The organism is Caproiciproducens sp. LBM24188 (genome assembly GCF_054130445.1).
The window spans coordinates 298,269-324,118 of record NZ_CP196862.1 but is presented as its reverse complement, the minus strand read 5'-3'; the positions used below and the strand labels follow the sequence as shown (position 1 = coordinate 324,118).

Here is a 25,850-nt window from a genome sequence, read left to right as displayed (position 1 = left end):
ATCAGATTCCTCCTCGTTCATCCGCGCACAGCGCAATCAGTTTTTTCGCAAACCCCGGGTCATTCACCGCAACCACGCCGGTCCGCTTGCCGAGAGCCGTGCTGATTTCATCCATGGTTGCCCCGATTTTCACCACGGCAACGCCTTTTTCTTTCGCCGCAAGCTCCACTCCACCGGCCGTGCGGGGAGAAAGGTCGCTCGCCAAAAGGACCAGCCGTGCGCGGCCTTTCCGCAGGGACTCCTGTGCGGGGTCGCTGCCAAGCGAAAGTTTTCCGGCCCGGCGGGCCAAGCCCAAAAAGTGCAGCAGCGCATCACTCATTTTGGCTGATTTCCTCCTCCATACGGTCGTATACTTCGTCCGGAATTTTACAGGAGAAGGCTTTTTCAAACTTTCTCGCTTTGCGGGCGGCTTTCAGGCAGTCTGCGCTTTTGCAGACATAAGCGCCGCGCCCCGGTTTACGGCCCGTTAGGTCTAAGGAGATTTCGTCCTCGGGGGACTTTACCACCCTTACCAGTTCCTTTTTCGGTTTCATCTGGCCGCAGCCCGTGCACATACGCATCGGCACTTTCTTGGGATGCATTGCACATACCGCCTTTCATTTCGAAAATATCTATAAAAACGGCTGAAACAAACAAACTGCGAATGTCCGCCGGTTATTCCCTGATTCCAGTCAGAACCTGTGTTATTCGCCGAAGAATCCGCTTTCCGGCTTAATGTCGATTTTCCAGCCAGTCAGCTTGGCGGCAAGACGCGCGTTCTGGCCCTTGTTGCCAATGGCAAGCGAAAGCTGGCTGTCGGGAACGGTCACACGGCAGGAATGGCTGCCGTCCTCCGCTGGAACAACCGAAAGTACGTCCGCCGGGGAAAGCGCGCTGGCAATGAACTTAACCGGATCTTCGTTGTATTCCACGATGTCGATTTTCTCCCCGCCCAGTTCATTCACAATATTGGAAACTCGCGTACCGCGCGCGCCAATGCACGCGCCGACTGCGTCCACGTCGGCGTTGTGGCTCAGCACGGCAATTTTCGTGCGGGAACCAGCTTCTCTGGCGACCGCCTTAATTTCCACGGTTCCGTCGTAAATTTCGGGGACCTCGGTTTCAAACAGGCGTTTCACCAGGTCCGGATGCACCCGGCTGATCATGGCGCGGGGGCCTTTTTCCGTTTCCTTTACATCTACCACATAAACTTTAATGAGGTCACCCTCCGTAATTTTCTCATCTGCAACCTGCTCGCTTTTGGGCAGGACCGCCTCGGCCTTGCCGATGATCAACGTTGCCGCGCCGGTACGGGGGTCAATACGCTCCACGCGCGCGGTTACAAGCTCCTGATGCTTGCTCTGGAACTCCTGCAGCATCTGCCCGCGTTCACCGTCGCGGATGCCCTGACGGATGATGTTGCGCGCAGTCTGCGCCGCAATGCGGCCGAACTCCTTGGTGTTAAGCGGCACCGCGACCGTGTCGCCCGGCACAGCGGAGGGATCGATCTCCCGGGCCTTTTCCAGAAGAATTTCCGTGCCCTGATTGGTTATGTCCTCAACGGCGGTCTTGCGCAGGAAAACATCGAACGTTCCTTTTGCGGGGTCCATGTCAACCTCACAATCCTCGTTGCCATAGCTGTTCTTGCAGGCGGTCACAATCGCCTTTTTAATCCGATCCAGCATAAAATCAACTGGAATGCCGCGCTCCTTTTCCAAAAGGCTCAACGCCTCGAAAACCTCGTTATTCATTCCTCAATCCCTCCAATAAAATCATCATCCAAAACCCGTACGGACGCGGTGTCCTTCAAGTTCAAAACAAGCAGCTCCCCATCGTCCGCCTGAAGCTGGATTTCGCCGTTTTCATAGCGTTTCAAAGTCCCGTCCAGTGTGCGGGCGCCATCCTCACGCGGGCGAATCAGCTTTACACGCACCGGCGAGTCCAAAAACGCCGCAAAATGCTCCGGACGAACCAGTTCCCGGTTCATTCCGGGGGAAGAAACCTCCAGGCAGTACGACTGGTCAATCGGATCCAGCTCATCCAATGGTTTATCAATGGCACGGCTCATGGCCTCGCAGTCATCGATACCGACCCCTCCGGGCTTATCGATGAAAATGCGAAGGAACCAATCGGCGCCCTCTTTCAGGAAACGAACATCCCAAACGCTCAGCCCCAGACCGGCCGCAATCGGCTCCGCGAGCGCACGGACCACTTCTACCGTGTTTCCGCCTTTTTTTGAATAAGCCAAATCGATTCACCTCATAATACAAACAAAAGAGCGGGTCGCCCCACTCTTTCATCCTAACTTAATATTACTTTGATTATGATAACACAATCGAAGCATAATTGCAAGGGAAAATCGGGAAAAAACTGTAACTGCCGGGGCCCGGCGCTTTGCTTTTGCAGTGCGTCCGGCCCCGGACACGATTTGCCGTTATTCCTCCATTTGTTTGCCAAGAAAACCCGCCGCGACCTGTGCCAGCTTGGTTTCGGATTCCCCGGGGACGGTTTCGGTGTCCCCTTCCAACAGAACAACCGCACCTGTTACATCACTGGACGCGATAATCGGGAAGACTACCGCGGCAGGACGGTCGATGCCTTCCACCGGAAACAGCTCAGATTTTCCGGTGCTGACAAACGAGCGCCGATTCTGCATATAATCTTCCAGGTCGGGGGTTACGCGGCGTTCCAGGTATTCCTTGCGGGAAACGCCTGCCGCCGCGACGACGTGGTCACGGTCGCAGACCAGTGTGGGCAGGCCGGCGGATTTGGCCAGCACATCGCAGTATTGAGCGGCAAATGAGGAAAGTTCGCCGACCGGCGAATATTTTTTAAAAATCACACCACCCTGTGTATCTGTAAAAATTTCAAGCGCGTCACCTTCGCGGATACGGAGGGTACGGCGGATTTCCTTTGGAATGACAACTCTGCCTAAATCATCAATTCTTCTGACTATACCTGTTGCTTTCACAATTATTACCTCCTGTGTGCGGTGTTGTCATGACTTATTATCCTCCAGAAAGTCCTTGCTATGCAGGATTTTACAAGGGTGTTTCTGGAAATTGTTTTCTGCATTTCTGGGGCTTGTGCCGCCAGAAATCGGTATTTTCCAACAATTCAAAAAGGCGAGCAAATTTTTTATACTGTGCACCGCTTTTTTCTTGTAAACCAAGGCTTCGCGTACTATAATATTTTTATTCCGGGCTTCGGTCCGGTCACACATTTTTTACAACGCAAAGTACGATCTTTCGACCGTTTTTACTGGAGGTTTTATTGTTGAAAAAAAGGATTCTGTTTTTCTCTATTCTGCTGACTATGGTCCTGTTCTTTTCCCTGGCGGGCTGTTCCGCGCGCACCCCGATTTCTGCAGACGAGTTTTCCAAGCAGGCAAAGGATCTGGGTTTTACCGTAACGGAACAGAGCGCGACGAACACTGCCGTCGTCAAGTATCTGCAGGCTGACGACTCCAAAACGCAGACGCAGCTGATCTTTATCACTTTTAAAACTGAGTCCGACGCACAGACTGCCTACACCTCCGTGAAAGCAAACGTTTCCCAGGGAACCGGCGCAAAAACCACCACGCTGGACTCTTCCTCCTATAACAAATTCACCGTGGTCAATGGGGAACTGAATTATACCATTATCCGTATGAACGACACCCTTCTTTACGGCAAAGCAAATTCCGGCCATCAAAACCAAGTGGATGACTTTGTAAAGGCTGCCAAATATTAACACGAAATCCGCCGTGTCTTTCCGGCGGCCTCCCCTGTTATCCGCATGGAATTTAATCAGGAGAACACCACCATATGAAAAAGGACGAGCTCATCGAATTACTGAACAAAATGAATCTGCCCACCGGTGAATACTGGGATACCCCGTGCAGCGGACTGGTTCTTTACCACGTCAGGGAACAGTCGCTGATGACGGACTTGGAAAGTCCGCCTCTTGTGCCCTGCAATCCACTGAAAATCGACCAGCCCTTCCGAACTGCGGACGAGGAAACCAACGCCGCGTCCGAGCCCTGGCTGGCTCTTGCAACAGAGGACTGGTTTATGAACGAAATCCTTTCCCAAGGAAATATATTGGAATTCCCAGGGGAGGTACCGTCCGTCCCCGGCAGCAACGCCCCCAAGAAACGGTTGAGGATTTGGAACAAGCGCCGGCTAATCGATACATATCTTCGGAACACCTTGCAACACTAAGGGCGCCTACTTTTTTCTTCCGAAGCCGCCACAGAGGAAAATCGGCGGCCGATGCGTTTGGCTTTGAATTTCGTGTTACGGATCCATCGGCGTTCCCTAAAATGGAATCAAAGCAAAAAGGGTGCCGCGCAATGAATGGAAATTCATTTCGCGGCGCCCTTTTTTCGTTTTTAAAACAGCTTTGCGCCCGTAAAACCTGCAAATGCGAGTGATAAAATTCCAATGTAAATCAGCAGGGACGGCAAGCCTGCAAAGGCTTTGGGGCACTCCTCATCCTTGCAGTGCAGGGCGGCCCCCGCTAAAATCAGCGAACCAAGGTAAAACGCAGCACCGGTTCCCAGCGCGTACCCCACCGCCTGAAACGGTGAAAGTTTAAAGGCTTTCTGCACATACGGCATGGCAAGCACCACCGTATTGATCGCCGCCGGGGCAAGCAACTCCCCGTACTTGATATGGAATTTCGGCAAGAACGCTTTCACCAGAAACGCAAACAGCAGATATGCCGCCGCGGTGAAGAGCGCGTACAGGGCGGGCCGCATAAACTGCAAAACCTCGTTTTCCTGAATGACCGGGTTCAGCACCGAGCCAAGCAGAATGGAAATCAGCGAAAACCAGGCGACCAGCAGCGAATGCATGCGAATTTGCCGTGGGCGGCGGGCGGCGCGAAGCATTTTTCCGAATCCAATCCCCCCGGAAAACAGAGCATTTTCCACGGTCAGCGCCGCCAGCGCGGTCATCAGCACCTGCAAGAAATCGTTCATTCACGCATCCCCTTCTTCTGCTTGTCTCCCCGAACGCGGTTAATCCACTGCAGGAATGCCGCCAAAAATCCCACTAGGATAAACCCGAAAAACGGCAGCGAAATGCCTCCGTCCCCGGTGCCGTAAACTCCTGTGTTCACGCCCCAAAGGCTCCCCTTAAGCCACAGCTCGCGCACGATGCCGCAGAAGCAGATCACCAGCGCAAACCCAACCGAGCTTCCCACTGCGTCGGCAACAACCGCGGGCGCAATGTGCGTCACATCATATTCTGTCGCACGGGACAAAATCACGGAATTACAGACCATTAACCCGCCGAACATCCCGAGCGCCGTAATAGAACCGGGCAGCACTCGCTCCGTCAGCCAGGCGGCTGGCAGCCAGCACACACCCGCCGCGGCAAGAATAACGCCGGGGCGCGCCCAGTAGGGAATCATCTGGCCCACCATGCAGGCAATTAACCCCACCGGCAGGGAAAGAAACAAAAACAGCAGAGAAAGCTCCACCGCATTGCGCAGGTTATAGCCCGCCGCCGCCACTGGGTAAAGCCCAAGCGCCGCAATCAGCACGGGGTTGCGATAAAAATATCCGTTGACAAATATTTTCGTGGTGCCCCGGTAAAGGCCTTTATATTTCACGAAGCTCACTCCCCCACCCTCTTGCCCGGAACACAAGGTCATCCATCAGCGGCGCCAGCGCGTTGGCAATCAGCACCGCGAAAACGGCGCCCTGCTGATATGCGCCGTACCGCCGAAACACCATAACCATGGCGCCCGCAAATGCGCCGTACATGCACCGCCCGGCCGTAGTATGCGGGGCGGTGACAGGATCTGTTACCAGAAATACCGAGCAAAACAGTAAAGAACCGGAAAGCAGCTCATATTTTACAGAAGTCATTGCACTGCACGCGATGCGCGGAAAAAATGCAGCGATGAAAGCTGCCGCAGCCAGAAAGAATGCTGTAATTTCCCACCGGGCGGTGCGCTTCAAAAACAAATACAGTCCGCATGCCGCCACCACCAGCACCGCTGTGGTGCCGACCGGACCCGGGAAATCGCCCCAAAGCATATCGAACGGCAAAATCTGCGGCTTCAGCCCACTTTTTAGCACTGCGTCGGGCGAAACAGCCGTCGGCACGGAACAATCCGCAAACAAAGGCAGGTTTCGTACCAGCTCGGGGTCGCAATAGGAAAACACCAGGCTTGGCCAGCAGACCGTTACAAAAGCGATTCCCGCCGCGGCCGGATTGAATGGGTTGCGCCCGGTGGAGCCGAACGGCCCCTTTGCAACCAGAATCGCGAACAGGCCCGCTGTACAGGGGAGCCAGAGCGGCGCGTTAACCGGCATCATCAACGCAATGATAAATCCGGTTACCATAGGGGAACAGTCGCTCAGCCCCCGGTTCAGCTTTCGAATCAGGTTAAACAGCACTTCCGAAACAGCGCACACGGCCGCCGTCACCACGGCCATGACCGCCGGACGGAACCCATAGCGGACCACCGGCAGCACCAGCAGCAGCACCAGCGCAAACAGCGCGTCGCGCATCATAGAGGCCACCGTGGACTCGCTCCGGATAAGCGGCACGTTTGTTCTTTTTAGGTTCAATCAAAATCACCGCTCTTTCGGATGGCCGCAGCCTTAGAAACCGCGCCCGCCAAATCGATACCGGAAGGGCACACCAATGAGCAGGAAGCACAGCGAATGCATTTCTGCGCATTCAGCATGCGCAGCGGATCGGGTTTTTCCCGCCCGACTTCCCGCAAAATGCGCCACGGTACAATGCCTCGGGGACATGCGCGGCTGCAACGGCCGCAGCCCACACAGGAATAGACTTTCCGCTTCGGCACGCGCAGGGTTGCAATTACGCAGCGGGTATCCGCCGTCACCGGCGTACTCAGGTCGGTGACCATTTTCCCCGCAATGGAAGAGCCAATATAAACCGCGCGGGCCCGGTCGCTCACCCCGCAGAAATCAAACAGGGTCTGCAGCGGCACGCCGATGCGCACCCGCAGGTTGGAGGGGGTCTCCACCGCATCGCCCGCTACCGTAATGACGGTTTCACTCTGCATTTTTCCGTCGTCCAGCGCCTGAGCCAGCGCAATACAGGCCTGGGCCCCCACATATGCGGTCTTTTTCCCCGCCGCTTGAAGTTTTCGTTTCAACAGGGCACGCGCAGGATAGCGCGTCCCCGACACAATCAATTCCGCATTCGGATTTTTCCTGCGGATTTCCTTTGCTTCCCGCTTCGTTTCCACGACGATCTTATTTTCCTTCGCGCCGCAGGCACGCGCAGCAAGCAGCAAACCGGAAATCACCGCGTCCGGGTTTTCGCGCAAAACGGCGGCAGCCCCGGAAATGTAGGGGTCCTCATCCGCGCAGCAGGCCAAAACGGTGTTGATTTTCAGCCGCCGCATCCGCTTCAGCTTCTGGCTGAGGGGCACACCGTCAAATTCATCCACAATGCCCGCTGCCTCTGCGGCCTGAAGAATGGCCTCTGTACCGGGTTTCCCCTTGGGCGGAGCAAAGTACTTCGGCCGGGGAAATCCCTCTGGCGTCGGAACCGTCTGAATCGGATATTTCAGGGATTCTTCCCTGTGCTGCTCCAACATGACGCCGTGTTTGAATATCACGCCCTGTCACCCCGTTCGCTTTAAACTAAACCCACCCAATGCGTTCTGTTTGTACTTCGCTCTTACCGCAGGGCGTTTTGCGCCGCGGCCTTCAGTTCTGCAATCGCTTGTTGTGCATCCGGCGACCGGAACACACTGGTCCCCGCCACACAGACATCCACGCCCGCGCGCGCCGCCACACCGATTGTCTGGACGCCGATTCCGCCGTCCACTTCTACCATCAGCTGCGGCTTCCTCTTTTTGAGCGCCTCGACCTTCGGCATCATGTCCTCCATAAACGCCTGACCGCCAAACCCGGGTTCCACCGTCATGACCAGCACCATATACAGGTCGTCCAAAAAAGGATAAACTGCCTCCACCGGCGTGCCGGGCTTGACGGAAAGTGCGGCCTTAGCGCCGCCTTCCCGAATGGCGGCAATCGTCTTTTTCGGGTCTGACTGGGATTCGATATGAAACGTAATCAGGTCCGCGCCCGCCTTTAAAAAGTCCGGCACATAGCGGAGCGGCTCGTCCAACATCAGGTGTACATCAAACAGCTTGTCCGTGTGGTTGCGGATGGACGCAACAACCGGCGCACCGAACGTAATATTCGGAACAAAATGCCCGTCCATAATATCCAGATGAATCCAGTCGGCGCCTGCAGCGGCAACCCGCTTTACTTCGTTTCCCAGCTGTGAAAAATCGGATGCCAGTACGGAAGGTGCAATCAACATTTTTAAATCCTCCATGAGGAACTGCCCTGCGGCGGCCCCGGTAATCTTTTGTATTATTCTACCCTAAAACGCGCCGCTTTTCAACCCTGCCGCATGCCCCGTAAAATAAATAGGTGCCCGCCGGAAACCAGCTCCGACGGGCAATCTATATAAAGCGGTCAAAGTATGCCCCGCACTCTATTTTATGCACCCTGCCCCGTTTTGGCAGTGATTTTTCACCTTTCCCTCAACAGCCCAGGTTACTTCTCGGGCTTGTCCCCATCGGTTTGTTCCGGGCTCTGCATTTGTTTTTCCTTTCGGTTCTCCCGAAAGAACGCGACACACATGACCAGCAGTGCCGCAAACGTGATGCCCCGCAGCACCCAGCCGGCCGTTCCCGCGAACTGATCCCCCGGAAGGAGCGCGTCGGCAAGCCACCATCCGCCCAGCAGCAGAAAAAAAGCGCCGGCTGCGTAAAAGACCCGGTTTTCCTTTCCCATTCGAAAAATCAGGATCAGACCTGCCGCCAGCCACATGGCAGCGTAAAGATAAGCCACACGAATCCCCCATTCAAACCGCTGTAACATTCTGTAATTTCACTATAGCTTGGAAAACCCGACTTGTCAAGCATTACGCGCAGTTTCTGGCCTCCCGGCTGGCCCTGTGCAAGTCGCTGCTGCGTTTCCGCGCGGCGCGGCGGGCGCGGAGCACTGCCTCCCGGCGAATTTGCAACACACAGCAAACGGCGACCGTCGCCTGCATCGCAAGCTGAAACAGTTGGTACACCATATCGCCCGAAGCGGTTCCCAGCGTCATCAGCCCCATGGCCAGAGCTATGCCGCTCAGGATGCGGCTGCTTTGAAAACGCGGGCGAAAGAGGACCAATATCCCAACGGAAAGTGTTATCATCAAAACACCAATGATGGTATCCATAATCAAAATCCTCCGATCGATCGTCGCTCATATGTTCTAACCCTGTCTTATAATAACACATATGTTCTGTTAAATGCAAGGGAATTTTTTCACCTGAGACTATTTCGGTACACCGATATCCCACACGCAAAAAGAACGGGGCGCGCCCCGTTCTTTTTGGTATAATAAGTTCCCGTCGGTCGGGAAAAATAATCATTTCTTCTTGAACGCTCCGTCACGGTCGAAACGCCGCCGCAACGGGGAAATCGAAATCAAGGCAGCTCCAGCCTTTCCTGTTTTCAGGCAGGACTCAGCTCAACACGTAAATATTCATATTGCGTACGCCGAAGCTCTTGCATTTGCTCGACGTTGGGTAATACAAATCTGCCAGAATGCGGCCCTTCATAACACCGGTGCCAGTATCTGCTGCAGTGGCATAACCGTAAACGGTTTTGCCGTCGGTGGAGCAGATATAAAGCCGAGAGCCATACGGAATGATGTTTGGGTTAACCGCAACCATACCGAAGGAAACCGCACGGCCGGTGGAGGTGCGTCCACCGCCGGAATACGCGGTGCATTTTCCGGTGAAACACTGTTTATAACGAATCGTGTTGCCCAAATGGTCCACCACAGTTCCGTCGCCGCGAATCTTCGCAACGGCGGCGGGGCGCTTTTTGGTTCCCACACTGGTCACCTGGGCGACTGGCTGCGCCGTTACGGAAGTACTGGCCACTTCGCTGGAAACCAGCTTGCCGTCCACCAGCTTCTGCCGGGTTACGACGGTTTTTGATCCGTTCTTTCCGGGTGTTTTTATTTTTTTCTCGCCCTGATAAAGCGAAGCGTCATTCACAGTCGTATGGGAATAGGCAATCGGCTGTACGGTAGTAACCTCTTGGAACGTCACACGGGAAACCTTGATGTTCATATTTTCCGTCACGGCAGTTTCTTTTGCGGGCGTAACCAAGTCATCCTCATCCAGGGTAACATTTGCCTGACTCAGTGCCTGCCCCACAGTACCTTCCGGAACCAGAACAGACTGGGTCTTTCCATCGGCAGTGACCGCAACGTTATACTGGCGCTTTACGGCAATCTGCAATCCATCCGATACCAGTTCGCTTGCGGAAGGCTCTACCTGATCGTTTGCTTTCAGCGTAATACCCGCCGTGCTCAGCGCTTTGGCCACCGTGTCGCCGTAATGAACCTGCGCCGCGGCTGTTTTGCCGTCGGCCTTTACTGTTACACGGTAACCGCTACGGACCACAATGGTGATTTCGCCGTCGGTTCCAGTTTCTTTCCGCGTAACCTGGTCGGAAGGATGGGTTTCAACCCCGGCCGCCTTCAAAATATCCTCTGTACTGCTGCTCATGAGCTGCACGTTTTTCTTTTCGCCGTTATACTCTACCAAGGCATTGCACGTAGAAGCCGCTACGGTAATGACGGAACTAACCGTAATTACGATCATGACCGCCAAAGCAGAGACTCTTTTTATGACATTTTGCACTTGCGGACTGATTCTCTTTAGAAATTGCATGAATTCACCCTTTTCCTTGTGCCGGCAGGGTCTTTTGTTAAATTTTTTCCCTACATTTGCCAGCCATCAATTCTTAGGATATGCACGATGGCAGTAATTATATTCACTGAATGCATAGTTGTCAAATGTTACAGAGATGTGAATTTGTGCAATTTGTACAATTACAAATTTGTAATTATTTTTAAAAAGAATTATTTTAGCCTTTGTAAGGTTCTTTTCCCCTTTTCCTGCGGATTTTCTCCGAAGCGTTTCTGTGCAAATTGCAAGAATTCGAAAGTTACAAACTTGTTACAAATATTACAGTGCTGTTTTTTTTGCCGATTTTGATACTTTTCTGCCATTTTTCGGCACGTAATATCTTTGCAATTCTTTAAAAAATGGCTCTGTTACTGCATTTTATCTGGTTTGTCGTAATTTGGATATTTTGCAATTATTTAGCAAAATTACGCCGTGTCCTTTCCTTCCACAAAAGTTTTCTTTTTCTTTCTAATTTTGAATAATAATTGCCGCTTTTTGTCAATATTTAGGATTCCTTTTCCATTTATCTTGTTTTCTATTTTGAACAAACCGGGTGTAAAATTGCATTGCTTTTACCCTCGTTTTCGGCTGAAATTTCTTACTATATATAGTAGCGTTTTTCTGGACCTCTTCCATAAGATGATGCGGTCATAAATTATGGATAAAAAATCAAAATTTACTTAATCTATAATAACCTATAACTTTTGTTTTAAGTTTGAAAAATAATCGCTCTTTTTCTTTCTATATATAATAGTAAATTTTCTATTTTATCTGTTGTCGCTTCCTTCTATATATAGAGAGAAAGCCATGGTCTCTGTTTGGAATAGTTACCCCCCGGCAAAGCCGGGGGTTCTTCATATGCGGGCAAAGCCCTGTTTTTCTGGCGGCGCCTCAAGGCGCTGGTACGGTCTGCCAATTGCAAAAGCTTGTTACTTGCTACCCGTAAACGGGTCGACGTACTCCTTTAGCGTCATCTGGTCTTCAATCTGGTCTTCTGCCAGTTGATTTTTGATATACTCGGCTATTGCTTTGTCATTCTTTCCTGCCGTGTCTACAAAATATCCCCTGCACCAGAATGTACGATTTCCATATTTGTATTTCAAATTTGCATGCCTCTCAAAAATTATCAAGGTGCTTTTCCCTTTGAGAAACCCTACGAATCCGGATACGCTCATCTTCGGTGGTATCTTTACCAACATGTGTATATGGTCGGGGCAAACCTCTGCCTCTACAATTTCCACCTGTTTCCAGTTACACAGTTCTCTTAATATTTTCCCTATCTCAACCCGCATATTTCCATATGCTACTTTTCTACGGTACTTGGGAGCAAACACTATGTGGTATTTGCAATTCCAGCTCGTATGGTTTAAACTATCTATGTCATTCGTCTTCATGTCGAATGTTCCTCCTTTTGATATGTCTTGTTGCAGTTGGCAGACCGCAGCTTTATTATATCAAAAGGAGGCTTTTTACTATACTCATCGCTAAAGCTTTTTTGGAACTCCCGGCATAGCCGGGAGTTTTCGTATTACAAAAAGAAAAGCCCCGGAAACCTTGAGTTTCCGGGGCTTCAGCCTGTCGAAAAAGTTCAGCGAAAGCTGGGCTTTTTGGTTGTAAAATGGTAAAATAGAAGCAGGTGATGAAAGATGTTGGAACGAGAAAAACTGCGCAGAGATGCAGTTGAATTTGTGAATACAGATCTATTGGTGCCACAGGATCATCTGCTGCGAAAGATTGACGGAGCAGTAGATTTTAACCATATTTATGACTTTGTAGAAGCATTGTATTGTGAGTGCAACGGCCGTCCCAGTGTGGACCCGGTTGTCCTGTTTAAGATTGTTCTGATCCAGCATCTGTACGGAATTCCCTCTTTACGCCGGACAATGCAGGAAATCAATATGAATATCGCTTACCGGTGGTTTCTAGGATATACACTGAACGAGGAACTGCCGCATTTCTCCACTGTGAGTTACAATTTTAAGCACCGGTTCACAGAGGAAACTGTGGAACAGGTATTTTCGTGGATTTTGCAGGAGGCAAACTGCGCCGGATATTTGGAGCCGGAAGCAGTATTTGTAGATGGAACACATATCAAAGCAAACGCCAACATCAATAAGAAGATCAAAAAGGCAGTCCCTCAGGCTGCAAAGCGATATGCCTCAGAATTAATGGAAGAGGTTAACGCTGATCGGGAAGATCATGGGAAGAAGCCATTCGACAGTACTCCGAAACCGCCGAAGGAAAAAGAAATCACGGAGTCCAAAACAGACCCGGAAAGCGGGCTGTTTCAAAAGGGCGAACACAAGAAGTGCTTTGCCTACGAAGCGCATACTGCCTGCGACAAACATAATTTTATCCTTGGCGTTGAGGTGACTCCGGGAAACGTACACGACAGCGTGGCGTTTGATGCGGTCTATGACAAAGTGACGGAACGGTTTCCTGAAATTGAAACAGTGGTGGCGGACGCCGCATACAAAACGCCGCATATCTGCAAACGGGTGTTTGACGACGGGCGAGTACTTTCCACAGCATACAAGCGGCCAATGACCAAAGCGGGAAATCTGGAATGGTGGAAGTATGTATACGACGAATATTATGACTGTGTGATCTGCCCTGAATATCAGGTTCTGCATTATGCAACAACCAACCGTGAGGGATACCGGGAATACAAAAGCCGGAGTTACATCTGCGAAAAATGTCCATTCCGTTCTCGCTGCACCGAAAGTAAAAGCTGTACGAAAACCGTAACGCGGCATGTGTGGCAGGATTATGTGGAGCTTGCGGAAGATATCAGGCACACACCGAAATACAAAGAGCTTTACAAAAAACGAAAAGAAACCATTGAGCGTGTCTTCGCCGATGCAAAAGTGAAATATGGGATGCGGTACACGCTCTACCGGGGCTTAACTCAAGTGACGAATTGGGTTAAGCTTAAGTTTGCTGCCATGAATCTCAAAAAGCTGGCAATGTGGAAATGGAGGGATGGCCATCCCTCCGGGTTTTTATTGATTTTACTTTGCTTATTTTCCTATCCTGCATATTATCAAGAGAACCCATCCTTCGTTTAACCGCGTTGGATGGGTTCTTCGACAATCTGAAGCCCCGGAAACCTTGAGTTTCCGGGGCTTTAAAGCTTCTGGATAAAATTTATCTCTTGCTGAACTGCGGAGCGCGACGGGCTGCTTTCAAGCCGTACTTCTATCGTCTATGCGCTCATTTTCCTTGATATTCCGGCCTTTTTTCGATGTCGGCTTATCGGTTGTCCTATTCCTTAACCCAAGAAATAGGCCGCTTTTAAGAGGGAACCGCTTGGTGAAATGCAGAATTTACTACATCAACCAGCTGTTCTGGCTTATTATACTTCACTCTTGCATAGATGTCCATAGTTATCTTACTGTTTTCATGTCCGGCAAGGTATTGAACCGTTTTGGGGTCAACGCCTGCATACAAGAGATTGGTAATGTAGGTATGGCGCAACAAGTGAGGAGTTACCTCGAAGTCCAGGCTATACACAATGTTGGGATTATTTTTCTGATGCCCTCCCAGGCTTGGCTGAACCGTGTACTTGATGCTCTGTCCGTTCACATACTTATAATAGGTGCGCTCTTTGGCAGATCGAACGACGATGTACTGCCAGACCCGTTTGAACTGCGAATATGACAAGGGCTGTCCCTCACTGTCGGCAATCACATATTCCGATTTGGAGGCAGCCTTGGCTTCCCGCAGACAATCCACCAGGCACTTGGGAATCGGAATATCCCTTTTGGCTGCTTTACTCTTTAGCACCGTAGAAACCACGGGCCTGTTATGCTCTGTACGCCATGCTCGCCTTACCGATAGATAAGGTGTAGGCTCGTCCAGAAATACACAGTCCCATTGCAGCGCGAGGATTTCTTCCCGGCGCAAACCGGAATACAATCCAAGCATAATAAATAAGTAGGGGGGAAGCCCTTTGACTGTATCCAGAAGCACGGCTACCTGCTGATCGGTTAATGCTTCCCTCTTTTTTGCGGGTTTTCCACCTTTGCCCGATATTCCTTCACAGGGATTGTGTTCGAGAATTTGGCTCCGCTCTGCCGTGTAAAAAACACATTTTAGGAGCATATTTACCTTATTATACAATCCCTCTGACTTTTTCGACAGCGGGACAAGCGCCAACCGAATATCATCAGAAGTGACTTCCTCCATATACATCTCGCCCAAGGGTTTGATGATATAGTTTTTCATGTCCCTCGTATAGCCTCTGAGCGTAGAGGCAGAAACTTTTGCCGACTGCATCAACAGCCACTTTTCGCAATACTCTGCCACCGTTGGATGCTGCCGATGAAAGATGATCTCCTCCACCTGCCGTCGCGCCTCTAATTCCTTCTCATATAATTCCTCGCAAGTGGTGGCATACAGACTCACCTGCTTACCATCTGCGTCCATAATCCGGGTCCTGTAATACTGGATTCCTTTTAATGTAATGGTTCCATACTTCGGGACCTCCGGTTTCTTTTTAGCCATCTTCGATCTTCCTTTCCTGATAATGTGCAGTTTCCGTATCTACACTCCCTTTTTATCAGAAAGCCTCAATTTAATCAAAGATACGGCTGATGCAAAACAAAGAGCGAGACATCCTTGCCTCGCTCCTGTTTCACTTCCTATTTTATTCTTATACTGCTTCCCAGCCTGCAAATGCGCTGCTCATTGATCTCACCAGCTCGTCCGGCCGGTTGTATTTGACCTTTGCATAGATGTCCATGGTAATCTTGCTGCTTTCATGGCCTGCCAGGTATTGAACCGTTTTGGGATCTACCGAGGCATGAATAAGGTTGGTGATGTAGGTATGCCGCAGCTGATGCGGAGTAACCTCAAAATCCAAGCTGTAAACCACCTTGCCATTATGAGCTGCCTTTTCTCCAAGAACAGGGGTAACCGTATGTTTTACACGCTTTCCATCTTCGTACCGATAATACGACCGTTCCTTAACGGTTCTGGTAACAATATACTGCCAGAGCCGCTTAAACTGTGTGTAAGACAGCGGTTCACCATCCCGGTTTGAAACTACATACTCCGAAGTTGAGGTTGCTTTTGCCTCTTTTAAGCACTCTGCCAGACAAACAGGGAGAGGGATATTTCTCTCCGCCGCCTTTGTTTTCAATTCATCCAGGATGACCGGTCTGTTATGCTCTGTGTGCCATGCCCGCCTTACCGTCAGGTATGGAGTGTCCGTATCCAGATATACAGAATCCCATTGCAGTGCAAGAATTTCTTCACGTCGTAGGCCCGCATACAAGCCGATCATAACAAATACATAAGGCGGCAAACCTCGGATAGCGTCTAAAAGGCGTTCTACCTGTTCGTCCGTCAAAGCCTGCCGATCCTCTTGGGGAACGCCGCCCCCTTTTGTCATTAGATGAATTGTCGGGTTGTGGTCGATAATCCGGCTTTCCATTGCTGAACGAAAGATAGACTTATAAAGAATCACCACGGACTTGTAAACCGATACGGATTTCTTAGAAACCGGAACGAGAGCAAGCTGAATATCGTCCAAGCTAACCTCTCCCATCCGCTTATCTCCCAGTTCCGCAATGATATGCCGCCTGACCTTTGAGGTATAGTCCGTCAAGGTGGTTGCTCGCACATGGACCGATTGCATCAGCAGCCACTTTTCACAATACTCGGCCACCGTAGGCGTTTTCCGATGGAAAGTAGCATTCTCAATCTGCTCCAATGCAATCGTTTCTCTTTTGTAAAGTTCTTCAGGTGTTTTTGCGTAAAGAGCAATGAGCTTTCCATTCGCATCTTTGATTCTGGTTCTATAATACAGAACACCCTTTTTCATGACGGTGCCATATTGAGGAATTATTATTTGCCGTTTGGCCAATTCCGTCACCTCCTAAGAATAATCTCCAGCGCTGTACCTTTGTTTTATCAGACATTTTAGGTTCCAGCAAGGATACGGAATAGCTCAAGCTCTGGCGCTTCGCGGCTTACGGTATGTAGTGCTTTTTTCCACCGGCTTTGCACGATGGGTGCATTTTGCGATATACTCCTGAAGGCCCGCATCTGTAAAATACACACAGCCGTTCTGCACATACTGAACATAGGAAATCAGCCCGCTGGTGCGCGCTGCATCCAAAGTTGCAATGCTGATACCCAGGATTTTGGCCGCCTCTTTTCGAGAAATCAGTTTTTCCATAAATGTTCCCCCTTTCTGTCAAGGATGTGGTTGTGGCTTTCAAAATCACATGAATGCGCTGGCAACCGGAGCTGCCAGCGCATGGTATCTGACTTTGAAAAGAAAGGACTGCACCTAAATGTTGTCTTGTTGCTAACAGCAAATGGACGCATCCTTTCAGATTATATCCGTTGCTTTCGTCACATTTGCCACGCATCCCTGACGCCGGGGACAGAACAGGTCTCCGCTGGCGCGGCTGTCATAACTCCGCAGCGTCGTTCATAACGTGCGCCGCAGGGTTCCCCCCAAGTCTTTGGCGGGCCGTGAGGAAGTATCTTTAAGCCCCCGCGCCGTCATCGCGCCGGATGTGCCACCATCCGGGTTACAGGGCCGTTGATCGCTCCGAAACAGCTTGTCCATCACCTCCCTCCTGGCTGCTCCATCTTCGCGGCGTTCCACACTCGCTCGTACACGGGTTATGTACCTGTTATGCTGTCTATGAAATTGTCAAAGTGCTGTTGAAGGGAGAAAACTTGTCCTTCTTATTAACTCTGACAAAAAGAGCAAAAAACGAGCGCACCAAACGAAACTTTTTCAAAAATACTTTGCCAGCTGTTTCAGACCGCGCCGGATACTGTCACGAACACGGCTTGGGTCTACACCCTCCTCTGCGGCGATCTCACTCACGCGCATACCCAGGTAATACCGGGCATAGATCCGCTTGGCCTGCTTCTCCGGCAGAGCCATCACTGCGGCATAAAGCTGCTCCCGCAGCTGCTTTTCCTCCAGAAGCATTTCCGGTGTCTGGGGCTTCATCAGGATCGCATTTTCAATGCCGTTGTCGCAGTCCAGGGAGTAATGCGCCTTATAGCGATACATTCTCCGGTCATAGGCAGCCTCTGCGCGCTCAGCGGCTCGGATCGTCTCCAGCACATCTTCCGTTACTTCTACAAAGTGATCATTTTTGTAAACATCGGGATATAAGTCCCTAAGATTGACTTTCTTCATTATGTACCTCCATTTCGATTCACGGGCGATTGACGAGTGAATCGAAAGGAGGCGGAGATCGGCAGCGACATACTTCGGGAGCTTTCCCGAAAAATCGACAATAAAAAGCGCCAGCTCCCCGCAATGGGAAACTGGCGCAACAAAAATGACTATGATTCTTCTGTTTTAGTAAGAATGATAATGCCGATAGATAGTCATATCTCCCCGGAGGAGGGGCAAGACTTTTTTTAGCTGGTGTAACTCATGGCTATTGTGAATGACGAAAATTGACATGGCGGTATCCTCCTATAATACCGCCCTCCTGATCGCATGAGCATCGTTGAATAGTTACCCCCCGGCAAAGCCGGGGGTTCTTCATATGCGGGCAAAGCCCTGTTTTTCTGGCGGCGCCTCAAGGCGCTGGTACGGTCTGCCAATTGCAAAAGCTTGTTACTTGCTACCCGTAAACGGGTCGACGTACTCCTTTAGCGTCATCTGGTCTTCAATCTGGTCTTCTGCCAGTTGATTTTTGATATACTCGGCTATTGCTTTGTCATTCTTTCCTGCCGTGTCTACAAAATATCCCCTGCACCAGAATGTACGATTTCCATATTTGTATTTCAAATTTGCATGCCTCTCAAAAATTATCAAGGTGCTTTTCCCTTTGAGAAACCCTACGAATCCGGATACGCTCATCTTCGGTGGTATCTTTACCAACATGTGTATATGGTCGGGGCAAACCTCTGCCTCTACAATTTCCACCTGTTTCCAGTTACACAGTTCTCTTAATATTTTCCCTATCTCAACCCGCATATTTCCATATGCTACTTTTCTACGGTACTTGGGAGCAAACACTATGTGGTATTTGCAATTCCAGCTCGTATGGTTTAAACTATCTATGTCATTCGTCTTCATGTCGAATGTTCCTCCTTTTGATATGTCTTGTTGCAGTTGGCAGACCGCAGCTTTATTATATCAAAAGGAGGCTTTTTACTATACTCATCGCTAAAGCTTTTTTGGAACTCCCGGCATAGCCGGGAGTTTTCGTATTACAAAAGAAACGGCGGCTCTGAAATATGTTATTTCAAAACCGCCGTAAGGCCACTGTATTTTGTTTTGGCGCATAAATACCCAGCCGCCGAAACAACGGTTTTTTTTATTCCCGTTGGGCGACTTTTTTCTTTTAGATTGTTTTGAGTTCCCGACTATAATAAGCTATACCTGCAATTACAATAAGGGCTATACCTGATCCAATCATAATCCACTGCAAGGGAAGAATATCAGCCAAAGGGCCAAACATAGCCATACCAATCGGTAAAAAGCCAGCATACATCGTGCCAAGTAATCCAAATACACGCCCCTGCATAGAGGTGTCCGTTTTTTCTTGTAACATAGTGGTAATTGCTGTTTGCACCATTGTTAATGCGACTCCATAACATACCATTAGGCCAAGGTAAAAAATAAAATTCTTTGAAAAGCCCATTCCGATTGCAAAAGAGCCAAACGCAAAAAGTCCAACTGCCAAAGTTTTTCCTCGGTGCTTAAAACCTCCCCATGTACTCATAATAACTCCGCCTGCCATCATACCTGCGAACCCTACTACTTCCACTGCGGTAAGATACCAGTAAGTATCACCGAATACTCGCCGAACAAGAAGTCCTGCAAGATAGCCTGCTGGAACACAAAAGAAAGTGAATAGCCCATAAATGATTAAAAGTTTTCCAATCAGCTTGTCTGAAAAAGCATACTTAACGCCAATTTTCATGTCAGAAAAAACACTTGCTTTCCGGGCGGAAGTATTCTGTTTCGGAAGCGCCAGGCAGGACAATAGGCCCGTTCCCGTGATCGCCGTTACAATGTCTATCATAAGTGTTGTTCTCAATGTGCTGATTGCAAAAACTGCGCCTGCCGCCGCCGGAGCCGCGAAATTGACAATAGACTGCATGGTTGCATTGATGCCGTTGTATCGCATAAGCTGATCTTCCGGGACGAGCTGTGGAATAACAGCGTTGACCGCTGGAGTTTGTATTCCTGCCCCTAAAGATCGAATGACCGACATAACAAGCAGACCGCCAAGCAGAGCGGGCTCTGATGAAATATGCGGAATTGCCAAAACCATTATGAAAGTGGCAAAAGCAATCAGCATATCTGCGCCTATAATCAATTTTTTCCTATGGTATCGGTCTGCCCATACGCCGCCTACAAACGAAATGAGAAATTGCGGCAGATAGGAACAGACTGTAAATGCGGCAACCCACGCCCCGCTGGATGTTTGCATGGTCGCATACCAGACAAGCGCCATCTGGACAAGCGTAGAGCCAAAGAGTGTAATACATTGACTGGTCAAGAAAAGAAGTATTCTTTTCTGCCAGCCTGTGCGCTGTGTGTCATCCATTTTACATATCCTCCTGTTTTTTAGGAGGGAGCACAAAGCGTTGCGTAGGGTAGCCAAACTCTGTCAGCAATTCTTTTTCGGCAAAGCCAAGTTGTAATAACATATCCCGATGTCCTGTATCTGCTTTGTCTTGCTCTCGATAGGTTGTTGTGCTTATTTCTTGCCCCGGCAGATATATTTCCAACAAAGCATCCAGGAATAACCTTTGAAGTCCATGATTACGATATTGTGGATGCACCCCAAGAAATTCGATACTGCCTGGAGAATAGGTAAATGCCATCGCTCCAATGAGAATATTTCCATCTCTTAACACAAGCGCCCGTTTTTCGTCAATACTTTTTTCCAGTTTAGCTAAGTAATCAACTTCATCCATCACAGGATAGCCATCAATCACAAGCCGCATTAAGTTCATCCAATCGGAAATATCTTCCCTTTTGGCTAAACGAATGTCCTGCATTGTAAATTCCATAGCCGCCATTTTCCGATGTAATGTAAAGCGTAATTGCAAAGGGTAAAAACTCCGGTTTTCGCGGTACTCTGCGGGTGGTGACTTATACATAGCCTTAAAAGCCAATGAAAAAGACTGCTGGCTCTCATATCCGCAGATAAACGCAATTTCGATAATAGGCTTATCCGAAAAGGCCAGGAGCTTCGCCGCTTCCGTAAGCTGTCGGCGTTGCACATAATCATGGATTGTCATTCCTACGGTGCCGGTAAATAGCCGGTGCAAGTGATATTTTGAATAGTGAACAGCCTCCGCAACCGTTTCTAATTCCAGTTTGCCGTCAAGATGACTTTCGATATAGTCAATGACTGCCTCTATGCTGATGACTGATTGATTGCCCATTTATGTTCCCTCCTTTCCATCAAGCATAATAACAAAATCAAAAAAGATTGTTTTAATAATTATTGCGAATTTTGAAAATCCTCTCTAAATTCAGATGGGTCATTTATTATACTGTAATTATACTTGAAAAACAAATATTAAAAATAGTCTTTGGCTCTCGTTCTACCAAAAATCAGTATAATCATTCCTATCAACCGGCATAATAAGGTTATTCCTTTGTGCAAATCGGCACGATAGAATATATTTGAGGTGAGTGATTATGCCGATTGATGATTTGACCGCTTTGGGGCAAAAAATGCGGGAAGCCCGAAAGAAAAAAGACCTGACGCAACAGGAGCTTGCGGATCTGAGCCATGTATCTGTCAAGCAGATCGCCAGCATTGAAAAGGGACAAATAAATCCGTCCTATTTGATTTTGAAGGCATTGGCAAAAGTGCTTCCGCTCTCTGGACACTCTGATCAATCCAGATGTTTCTTCAGAGGATGAGGGAGCCAATCAGATGAAGATGCTTTATTGCAGCTGTCCGTCAGAAATGCGTGAAACCCTCTTGCACCATACGCAGGAGACTGCGAAAGAACTAACAGAACTATCCGAGAAATTTGAAACGAATTGAGCCGGTGAGTGAAATTTGACTGTTTCCTCACTGGCTCCTTTCATTTCCGGGTAAAAAGGGGCAAGCAATGCCCCTGGATAGCCATTCGACTCCAGGCGCTGCTTGTTGAGGGTATCCCCCAAGCCCCCATGAACGCAGAATTTCATTCTGCGGCTGCGCGTTCTGCGAACGCTTTGGACCACGATCAGCTTACCGCTGCTCGTGGTCTTTTTCTCTTTCGGTATCGTGTTCCGCCTCCATGTTTAAGAGCCGGTCCACATTGGCCTTTGCCGCCAGCAGCTCCCGCATTTCTTCACGAGAGCGCCGGTATTCGGCATAGGTCTTTTTCTTTTCCTCCAGGAGCCGGGCATACTCGGCTTGCAACTCCTTGACCTTGGGCAGCTTCTTGATCCCCATATCGTCAAAGGCGTTTTTCGCCGCTTGATGGAGCAGGATTTCTTCATCATGTTCCTCTCGGAATTTCTTGGAGTAACCGGCCTTCCGGTAGGACACATAGGTGTCGCGGGTCTTGGCGTAGTTGATGATATGGGTCCGCAGAACAGCGATCTCTGCCATGCGCTTCTCCGCTGCCTTGATTTTGGCAGATAGCTCATTATGGTGGGCTGTGGCTGCCGCAGCCTTTTCTTCCAGCACCGCATACTCCAGCAGATTATGCTCGGTGAGATAGTTCACAGTCTGCGCCATCTGTTTCAGATTAAAAACCTTGGCCCACCGCACATACCCAGCACCTTTTCCGGCCCGGAGCTTTGCCTGGATGTCAAGGAGCAGATTGACCTTGGGCGGCTCCGGCTGTATGATGATTTTTTTGCGTGGGATGTGCTGCTTATGACCGGCAAGAACGGCCAGCAGGTCCTCCTGGGTGTAGCCTTCGCCCAGGCTGTCCAGCCGGGCCACTTTTCCCCAGCCGGGGAGCTTCAAGCGGTAGGATTTTCCGCGCTTGGATACTTCGCAGCCGGATTCCCGGAGCAGCTTCAGCAGCTCGTCCAGGTCAGCGGGCTTTTGTGCCAGGGCGTTGTCAATGGCAGCACGGAGCGATCCCCGATGGGAGGGCTTCGCCTGGTCCCCCAGCCATTGGTCGTAGCTTTTTCCGTGGGGCTTTGGGTTCTCGATAATGGACAATCCGTTCTCGATGCATATGGTGTCGCTCAAACGCCGGACAGCCTTCGTGCTGCCCCAAAAATTGCGGAACTTCCGGTCACAGTCCAGGTTGACCGAACTCCAAATGATATGATTATGGACATGGGCCTTGTCAATATGGGTGCAGACGATAAAAGCGTGTTTGCCCTTGGTGAATCGCTTGGCAAACTCCACGCCCAGCCGGTTGGCTTCCTCCGGGGTGATCTCCCCAGGGCAGAAGGACTGGCGGACATGGTAGGCGATCACATCGTCCGCTCCACGGACCCGTCCGGTGGCGGCAATATACTGACGCTTGGCCAGCATGAACTCAGCGTCGGCCACACGGCTGTCGCACTCGTAGCCGGTTATGAGCTTGCCGTGGTCGGTTTTTTGCGGGTTGGCCACATAGTCGATAATCGCGCTGATGGCTCGGCTCTCGGTCCGGCCCTTGCCGATATGCAGCGGCATGATGCGTGTGGTTGCCATTACTACGATACCTCCCTTGAAAAAGAATAGCGGCCTGCCGAAGCAGACCGCCGTGTGAATCATTATTATAAAAAATGTTGTAATGGGTTACCAATATTGAATTAGTTCTTCAACACCTTCCTTTATGAGCTTAATAATCAACCTTCTCTTGTTTTGAGGGATTGGCCCCGTATACTGATGAGTACTCTTGATTTCAGAATGTGATAAATGTGAATGAAGTCGTAGTTGATGTAACTCCATGCACATTTTGTGAAATTTAGGCATATTGCTGATAAATCCTCTACTTTGTACTATCGCTCCAATCTTTCCAAGTGTGTAGCCGCCCAGTTCCGGATGATCCTTTGTAATTAGACTACAAATCCTATCGTCCATCGTGTCCCAAATGTTTACAAATGCAGTGAGATCTGTTTTCCAATAGCCTATTGCAGTAAATAATGTCCTCTCAATTTGATCATGATCTTTCCCTAACTTCTTTTTCCATTGAAGTTTTTGCTGAATGTTTGCCAACTCCTTCAAATATCGTTGAATCTGACTATTGGAATATCTATTTCGTTTTATTACTCCAGCTTGTTTAAATATGTTTTGAGCATATGGAGAAAGCGTATTAACTGGGGGCAAATTATTAGGCATCGGGGCCAGTAAATAGCAGTATGCACCAGATGTAGCTAACTCGCACTCTTGAGACTTGATATATTCTTCAATAAAAGACGGTCCAAGTTTATTTAAGGAACCATTTTTTTGTGCCTGATAAACCACATTGCTTCTAACCCACCAGTTACTTTTCTTAATGTAGTTTTTCTGCCTACTTCCAAATTTGGAATCATACAAAAGGATGAATGCGATTAGTTGTAAACGATATCTACTATCTATAATAAAGCTACTCTTTTTATCTGCATTAAGTAACTGTTTTGCAAGTTCTGTAAATCTGTGTGCATCTTTATCATTTAGATTACCGATAACAGCCTGCAACAATATGCCTGAAGAGAATTGTTGGGTCTTATCTTGACAACATTTATAAATATAATTGCTAATGGTCGGAGGTATTCTTCTAGGATACCTCAGATTGTCGAAGAACCCATCCAACGCGGTTAAACGAAGGATGGGTTCTCTTGATAATATGCAGGATAGGAAAATAAGCAAAGTAAAATCAATAAAAACCCGGAGGGATGGCCATCCCTCCATTTCCACATTGCCAGCTTTTTGAGATTCATGGCAGCAAACTTAAGCTTAACCCAATTCGTCACTTGAGTTAAGCCCCGGTAGAGCGTGTACCGCATCCCATATTTCACTTTTGCATCGGCGAAGACACGCTCAATGGTTTCTTTTCGTTTTTTGTAAAGCTCTTTGTATTTCGGTGTGTGCCTGATATCTTCCGCAAGCTCCACATAATCCTGCCACACATGCCGCGTTACGGTTTTCGTACAGCTTTTACTCTCGGTGCAGCGAGGACGGAATGGACATTTTTCGCAGATGTAACTCCGGCTTTTGTATTCCCGGTATCCCTCACGGTTGGTTGTTGCATAATGCAGAACCTGATATTCAGGGCAGATCACACAGTCATAATATTCGTCGTATACATACTTCCACCATTCCAGATTTCCCGCTTTGGTCATTGGCCGCTTGTATGCTGTGGAAAGTACCCGCCCGTCGTCAAACACCCGTTTACAGATATGCGGCGTTTTGTATGCGGCGTCCGCCACCACCGTTTCAATTTCAGGAAACCGTTGAGTCACTTTGCCATAGACCGCGTCAAATGCTACACTGTCATGTACGTTTCCCGGAGTCACCTCAACGTCAAGGACAAAATTGTGTTTGTCGCAGGCCGTATGTGCTTCGTAGGCAAAGCACTTCTTGTGTTCTCCCTTTTGGAACAACCCGCTTTCCGGGTCTGTTTTGGACACCATGATTTCTTTTTCCTTCGGCGGTTTCGGAGTACTGTCGAATGGCTTCTTCCCATGATCTTCCCGGTCAGCGTTAACCTCTTCCATTAATTCTGAGGCATATCGCTTTGCCGCCTGAGGAACTGCCTTTTTGATCTTTTTGTTGATGTTGGCGTTTGCTTTGATATGCGTCCCATCCACAAATACTGCTTCCGGCTCCAAATATCCGGCGTAATTTGCCTCCTGCAAAATCCACGAAAACACCTGCTCCACGGTTTCCTCTGTGAACCGGTGCTTAAAATTGTAACTCACAGTGGAGAAATGCGGCAGCTCCTCGTTCAGTGTATATCCCAGAAACCACCGATACGCGATATTCATATTGATTTCCTGCATCGTCCGGCGTAAAGAGGGAATTCCGTACAGATGCTGGATCAGAACAATCTTAAACAGGACGACCGGGTCCACACTGGGACGACCGTTGCCCTCACAATACAAATCTTCTACAAAATCATAAATATGGCTAAAATCTACCGCGCTGTCAATCTTTCGCAGCAGATGATTTCCCGGCACCAATAGGTCTGTATTCACAAATTCCACTGCATCTCTGCGTAGTTTTTCCCGTTCCAGCATCTTTCATCAC

28 protein-coding genes and 1 pseudogene are annotated in these 25,850 nt (G+C 49.3%); 5 read left to right on the top strand and 24 right to left on the bottom strand.

The genetic code is table 11. The annotated features are described in order from the left end of the window. Position 1 precedes the first annotated feature (1 nt). The 5 genes from ACSVDI_RS01495 to ACSVDI_RS01475 form a co-directional block, all read right to left on the bottom strand. A complete protein-coding gene (locus ACSVDI_RS01495; RefSeq protein ID WP_457944193.1) occupies positions 2–319 on the bottom strand; it encodes a L7Ae/L30e/S12e/Gadd45 family ribosomal protein in 318 nt (105 codons plus the stop codon). Next, positions 312–581, bottom strand: coding sequence for an RNase P modulator RnpM (gene rnpM, locus ACSVDI_RS01490; protein WP_457944191.1), 270 nt, complete (start codon positions 579–581; stop codon positions 312–314). The genes ACSVDI_RS01495 and rnpM overlap by 8 nt, the downstream gene beginning before the upstream one ends. Positions 582–683: 102 nt before the next feature. Next, positions 684–1,730, bottom strand: a complete 1,047-nt coding sequence (gene nusA, locus ACSVDI_RS01485) for a transcription termination factor NusA (RefSeq protein ID WP_457944189.1) — start codon at positions 1,728–1,730, stop codon at positions 684–686. Then, positions 1,727–2,227, bottom strand: a complete 501-nt coding sequence (locus ACSVDI_RS01480; RefSeq protein ID WP_457944188.1) for a ribosome maturation factor RimP — start codon at positions 2,225–2,227, stop codon at positions 1,727–1,729. The genes nusA and ACSVDI_RS01480 overlap by 4 nt, the downstream gene beginning before the upstream one ends. Before the next feature lie 186 nt (positions 2,228–2,413). Further along, positions 2,414–2,950 (bottom strand): stage V sporulation T C-terminal domain-containing protein, encoded by a 537-nt coding sequence (locus ACSVDI_RS01475; RefSeq protein WP_457944187.1) that lies wholly within the window; start codon positions 2,948–2,950, stop codon positions 2,414–2,416. A 305-nt stretch (positions 2,951–3,255) separates the two neighbouring features. Here ACSVDI_RS01475 and ACSVDI_RS01470 point away from each other — a divergent pair, with 305 nt between their 5' ends. Continuing rightward, positions 3,256–3,711 (top strand): hypothetical protein, encoded by a 456-nt coding sequence (locus ACSVDI_RS01470; protein ID WP_457944185.1) that lies wholly within the window; start codon positions 3,256–3,258, stop codon positions 3,709–3,711. A 74-nt stretch (positions 3,712–3,785) separates the two neighbouring features. Further along, positions 3,786–4,181 carry a hypothetical protein gene (locus ACSVDI_RS01465; protein WP_457944184.1) on the top strand — a complete coding sequence of 132 codons (396 nt, stop codon included), beginning with the start codon at positions 3,786–3,788 and terminating at the stop codon, positions 4,179–4,181. 170 nt (positions 4,182–4,351) lie between these two features. On the opposite strand, the gene ACSVDI_RS01460 is transcribed toward ACSVDI_RS01465, so the two are convergent. The 9 genes from ACSVDI_RS01460 to tnpA (ACSVDI_RS01420) form a co-directional block, all read right to left on the bottom strand. After that, positions 4,352–4,942, bottom strand: a complete 591-nt coding sequence (locus tag ACSVDI_RS01460; protein WP_457944182.1) for an Rnf-Nqr domain containing protein — start codon at positions 4,940–4,942, stop codon at positions 4,352–4,354. After that, positions 4,939–5,577 carry an Rnf-Nqr domain containing protein gene (locus tag ACSVDI_RS01455; RefSeq protein WP_457944180.1) on the bottom strand — a complete coding sequence of 213 codons (639 nt, stop codon included), beginning with the start codon at positions 5,575–5,577 and terminating at the stop codon, positions 4,939–4,941. The genes ACSVDI_RS01460 and ACSVDI_RS01455 overlap by 4 nt, the downstream gene beginning before the upstream one ends. Continuing rightward, positions 5,567–6,544 (bottom strand): RnfABCDGE type electron transport complex subunit D, encoded by a 978-nt coding sequence (locus tag ACSVDI_RS01450; protein ID WP_457944179.1) that lies wholly within the window; start codon positions 6,542–6,544, stop codon positions 5,567–5,569. Before ACSVDI_RS01450 ends, ACSVDI_RS01455 begins: the two co-directional genes overlap by 11 nt. Further along, positions 6,541–7,569 (bottom strand): 4Fe-4S dicluster domain-containing protein, encoded by a 1,029-nt coding sequence (locus tag ACSVDI_RS01445; protein ID WP_457944177.1) that lies wholly within the window; start codon positions 7,567–7,569, stop codon positions 6,541–6,543. The genes ACSVDI_RS01450 and ACSVDI_RS01445 overlap by 4 nt, the downstream gene beginning before the upstream one ends. A gap of 62 nt (positions 7,570–7,631) precedes the next feature. Continuing rightward, positions 7,632–8,282 (bottom strand): ribulose-phosphate 3-epimerase, encoded by a 651-nt coding sequence (gene rpe / locus ACSVDI_RS01440; protein WP_457944176.1) that lies wholly within the window; start codon positions 8,280–8,282, stop codon positions 7,632–7,634. A 239-nt stretch (positions 8,283–8,521) separates the two neighbouring features. Further along, entirely contained in the window at positions 8,522–8,818 is a 297-nt protein-coding gene (locus tag ACSVDI_RS01435; protein ID WP_457944175.1) for a hypothetical protein, read from the bottom strand. Between the two features lie 73 nt (positions 8,819–8,891). Beyond that, complete coding sequence (locus ACSVDI_RS01430; protein WP_457944174.1) at positions 8,892–9,194, bottom strand: hypothetical protein; 303 nt, start codon at positions 9,192–9,194, stop codon at positions 8,892–8,894. Positions 9,195–9,483: 289 nt separating this feature from the next. Continuing rightward, positions 9,484–10,635 carry a ubiquitin-like domain-containing protein gene (locus ACSVDI_RS01425; protein ID WP_457945590.1) on the bottom strand — a complete coding sequence of 384 codons (1,152 nt, stop codon included), beginning with the start codon at positions 10,633–10,635 and terminating at the stop codon, positions 9,484–9,486. A 1,016-nt stretch (positions 10,636–11,651) separates the two neighbouring features. Beyond that, positions 11,652–12,116 carry an IS200/IS605 family transposase gene (tnpA, locus tag ACSVDI_RS01420; RefSeq protein ID WP_457942767.1) on the bottom strand — a complete coding sequence of 155 codons (465 nt, stop codon included), beginning with the start codon at positions 12,114–12,116 and terminating at the stop codon, positions 11,652–11,654. A 252-nt stretch (positions 12,117–12,368) separates the two neighbouring features. Between tnpA (ACSVDI_RS01420) and ACSVDI_RS01415 the strand changes: the two genes are divergently transcribed. Beyond that, positions 12,369–13,790, top strand: a complete 1,422-nt coding sequence (locus tag ACSVDI_RS01415; protein WP_457941925.1) for an IS1182 family transposase — start codon at positions 12,369–12,371, stop codon at positions 13,788–13,790. Positions 13,791–14,016: 226 nt separating this feature from the next. Here ACSVDI_RS01415 and ACSVDI_RS01410 read toward each other — a convergent pair whose 3' ends face one another. From ACSVDI_RS01410 to ACSVDI_RS01395, 4 genes are all read right to left on the bottom strand, one after another. Beyond that, complete coding sequence (locus ACSVDI_RS01410; RefSeq protein WP_457944173.1) at positions 14,017–15,228, bottom strand: tyrosine-type recombinase/integrase; 1,212 nt, start codon at positions 15,226–15,228, stop codon at positions 14,017–14,019. 148 nt (positions 15,229–15,376) lie between these two features. Further along, complete coding sequence (locus ACSVDI_RS01405) at positions 15,377–16,591, bottom strand: tyrosine-type recombinase/integrase (RefSeq protein WP_457944172.1); 1,215 nt, start codon at positions 16,589–16,591, stop codon at positions 15,377–15,379. Positions 16,592–16,675: 84 nt separating this feature from the next. Further along, positions 16,676–16,906, bottom strand: coding sequence for a DNA-binding protein (locus ACSVDI_RS01400; RefSeq protein WP_457944170.1), 231 nt, complete (start codon positions 16,904–16,906; stop codon positions 16,676–16,678). A 573-nt stretch (positions 16,907–17,479) separates the two neighbouring features. Next, a complete protein-coding gene (locus ACSVDI_RS01395; protein ID WP_457944168.1) occupies positions 17,480–17,893 on the bottom strand; it encodes a sigma-70 family RNA polymerase sigma factor in 414 nt (137 codons plus the stop codon). Between the two features lie 36 nt (positions 17,894–17,929). Between ACSVDI_RS01395 and ACSVDI_RS01390 the strand changes: the two genes are divergently transcribed. Further along, positions 17,930–18,124, top strand: a complete 195-nt coding sequence (locus ACSVDI_RS01390) for a hypothetical protein (RefSeq protein WP_457944167.1) — start codon at positions 17,930–17,932, stop codon at positions 18,122–18,124. A gap of 198 nt (positions 18,125–18,322) precedes the next feature. Here the strand turns inward: ACSVDI_RS01390 and tnpA (ACSVDI_RS01385) are convergent, their stop codons facing one another. The 3 genes from tnpA (ACSVDI_RS01385) to ACSVDI_RS01375 all read right to left on the bottom strand — a co-directional run bounded on the left by tnpA (ACSVDI_RS01385) (position 18,323) and on the right by ACSVDI_RS01375 (position 21,114). Continuing rightward, positions 18,323–18,787, bottom strand: a complete 465-nt coding sequence (tnpA, locus tag ACSVDI_RS01385; protein ID WP_457942767.1) for an IS200/IS605 family transposase — start codon at positions 18,785–18,787, stop codon at positions 18,323–18,325. A 268-nt stretch (positions 18,788–19,055) separates the two neighbouring features. Beyond that, the gene (locus ACSVDI_RS01380; protein ID WP_457944165.1) at positions 19,056–20,267 is read right to left on the bottom strand and encodes an MFS transporter; all 1,212 of its coding nucleotides are present in this window, start codon (positions 20,265–20,267) and stop codon (positions 19,056–19,058) included. A gap of 1 nt (position 20,268) precedes the next feature. Then, positions 20,269–21,114, bottom strand: coding sequence for a helix-turn-helix domain-containing protein (locus tag ACSVDI_RS01375; protein ID WP_457944163.1), 846 nt, complete (start codon positions 21,112–21,114; stop codon positions 20,269–20,271). A 259-nt stretch (positions 21,115–21,373) separates the two neighbouring features. Between ACSVDI_RS01375 and ACSVDI_RS01370 the strand changes: the two are divergent. Next, positions 21,374–21,728 (top strand): annotated as a pseudogene (locus ACSVDI_RS01370) (helix-turn-helix domain-containing protein). Between the two features lie 189 nt (positions 21,729–21,917). Here ACSVDI_RS01370 and ACSVDI_RS01365 read toward each other — a convergent pair. The 3 genes from ACSVDI_RS01365 to ACSVDI_RS01355 all read right to left on the bottom strand — a co-directional run bounded on the left by ACSVDI_RS01365 (position 21,918) and on the right by ACSVDI_RS01355 (position 25,840). Further along, entirely contained in the window at positions 21,918–23,330 is a 1,413-nt protein-coding gene (locus tag ACSVDI_RS01365; RefSeq protein WP_457944161.1) for a relaxase/mobilization nuclease domain-containing protein, read from the bottom strand. An 87-nt stretch (positions 23,331–23,417) separates the two neighbouring features. Continuing rightward, positions 23,418–24,299 carry a hypothetical protein gene (locus ACSVDI_RS01360; RefSeq protein ID WP_457944159.1) on the bottom strand — a complete coding sequence of 294 codons (882 nt, stop codon included), beginning with the start codon at positions 24,297–24,299 and terminating at the stop codon, positions 23,418–23,420. Positions 24,300–24,418: 119 nt separating this feature from the next. Further along, positions 24,419–25,840, bottom strand: coding sequence for an IS1182 family transposase (locus ACSVDI_RS01355; protein WP_457944157.1), 1,422 nt, complete (start codon positions 25,838–25,840; stop codon positions 24,419–24,421). Positions 25,841–25,850: the final 10 nt, after the last annotated feature.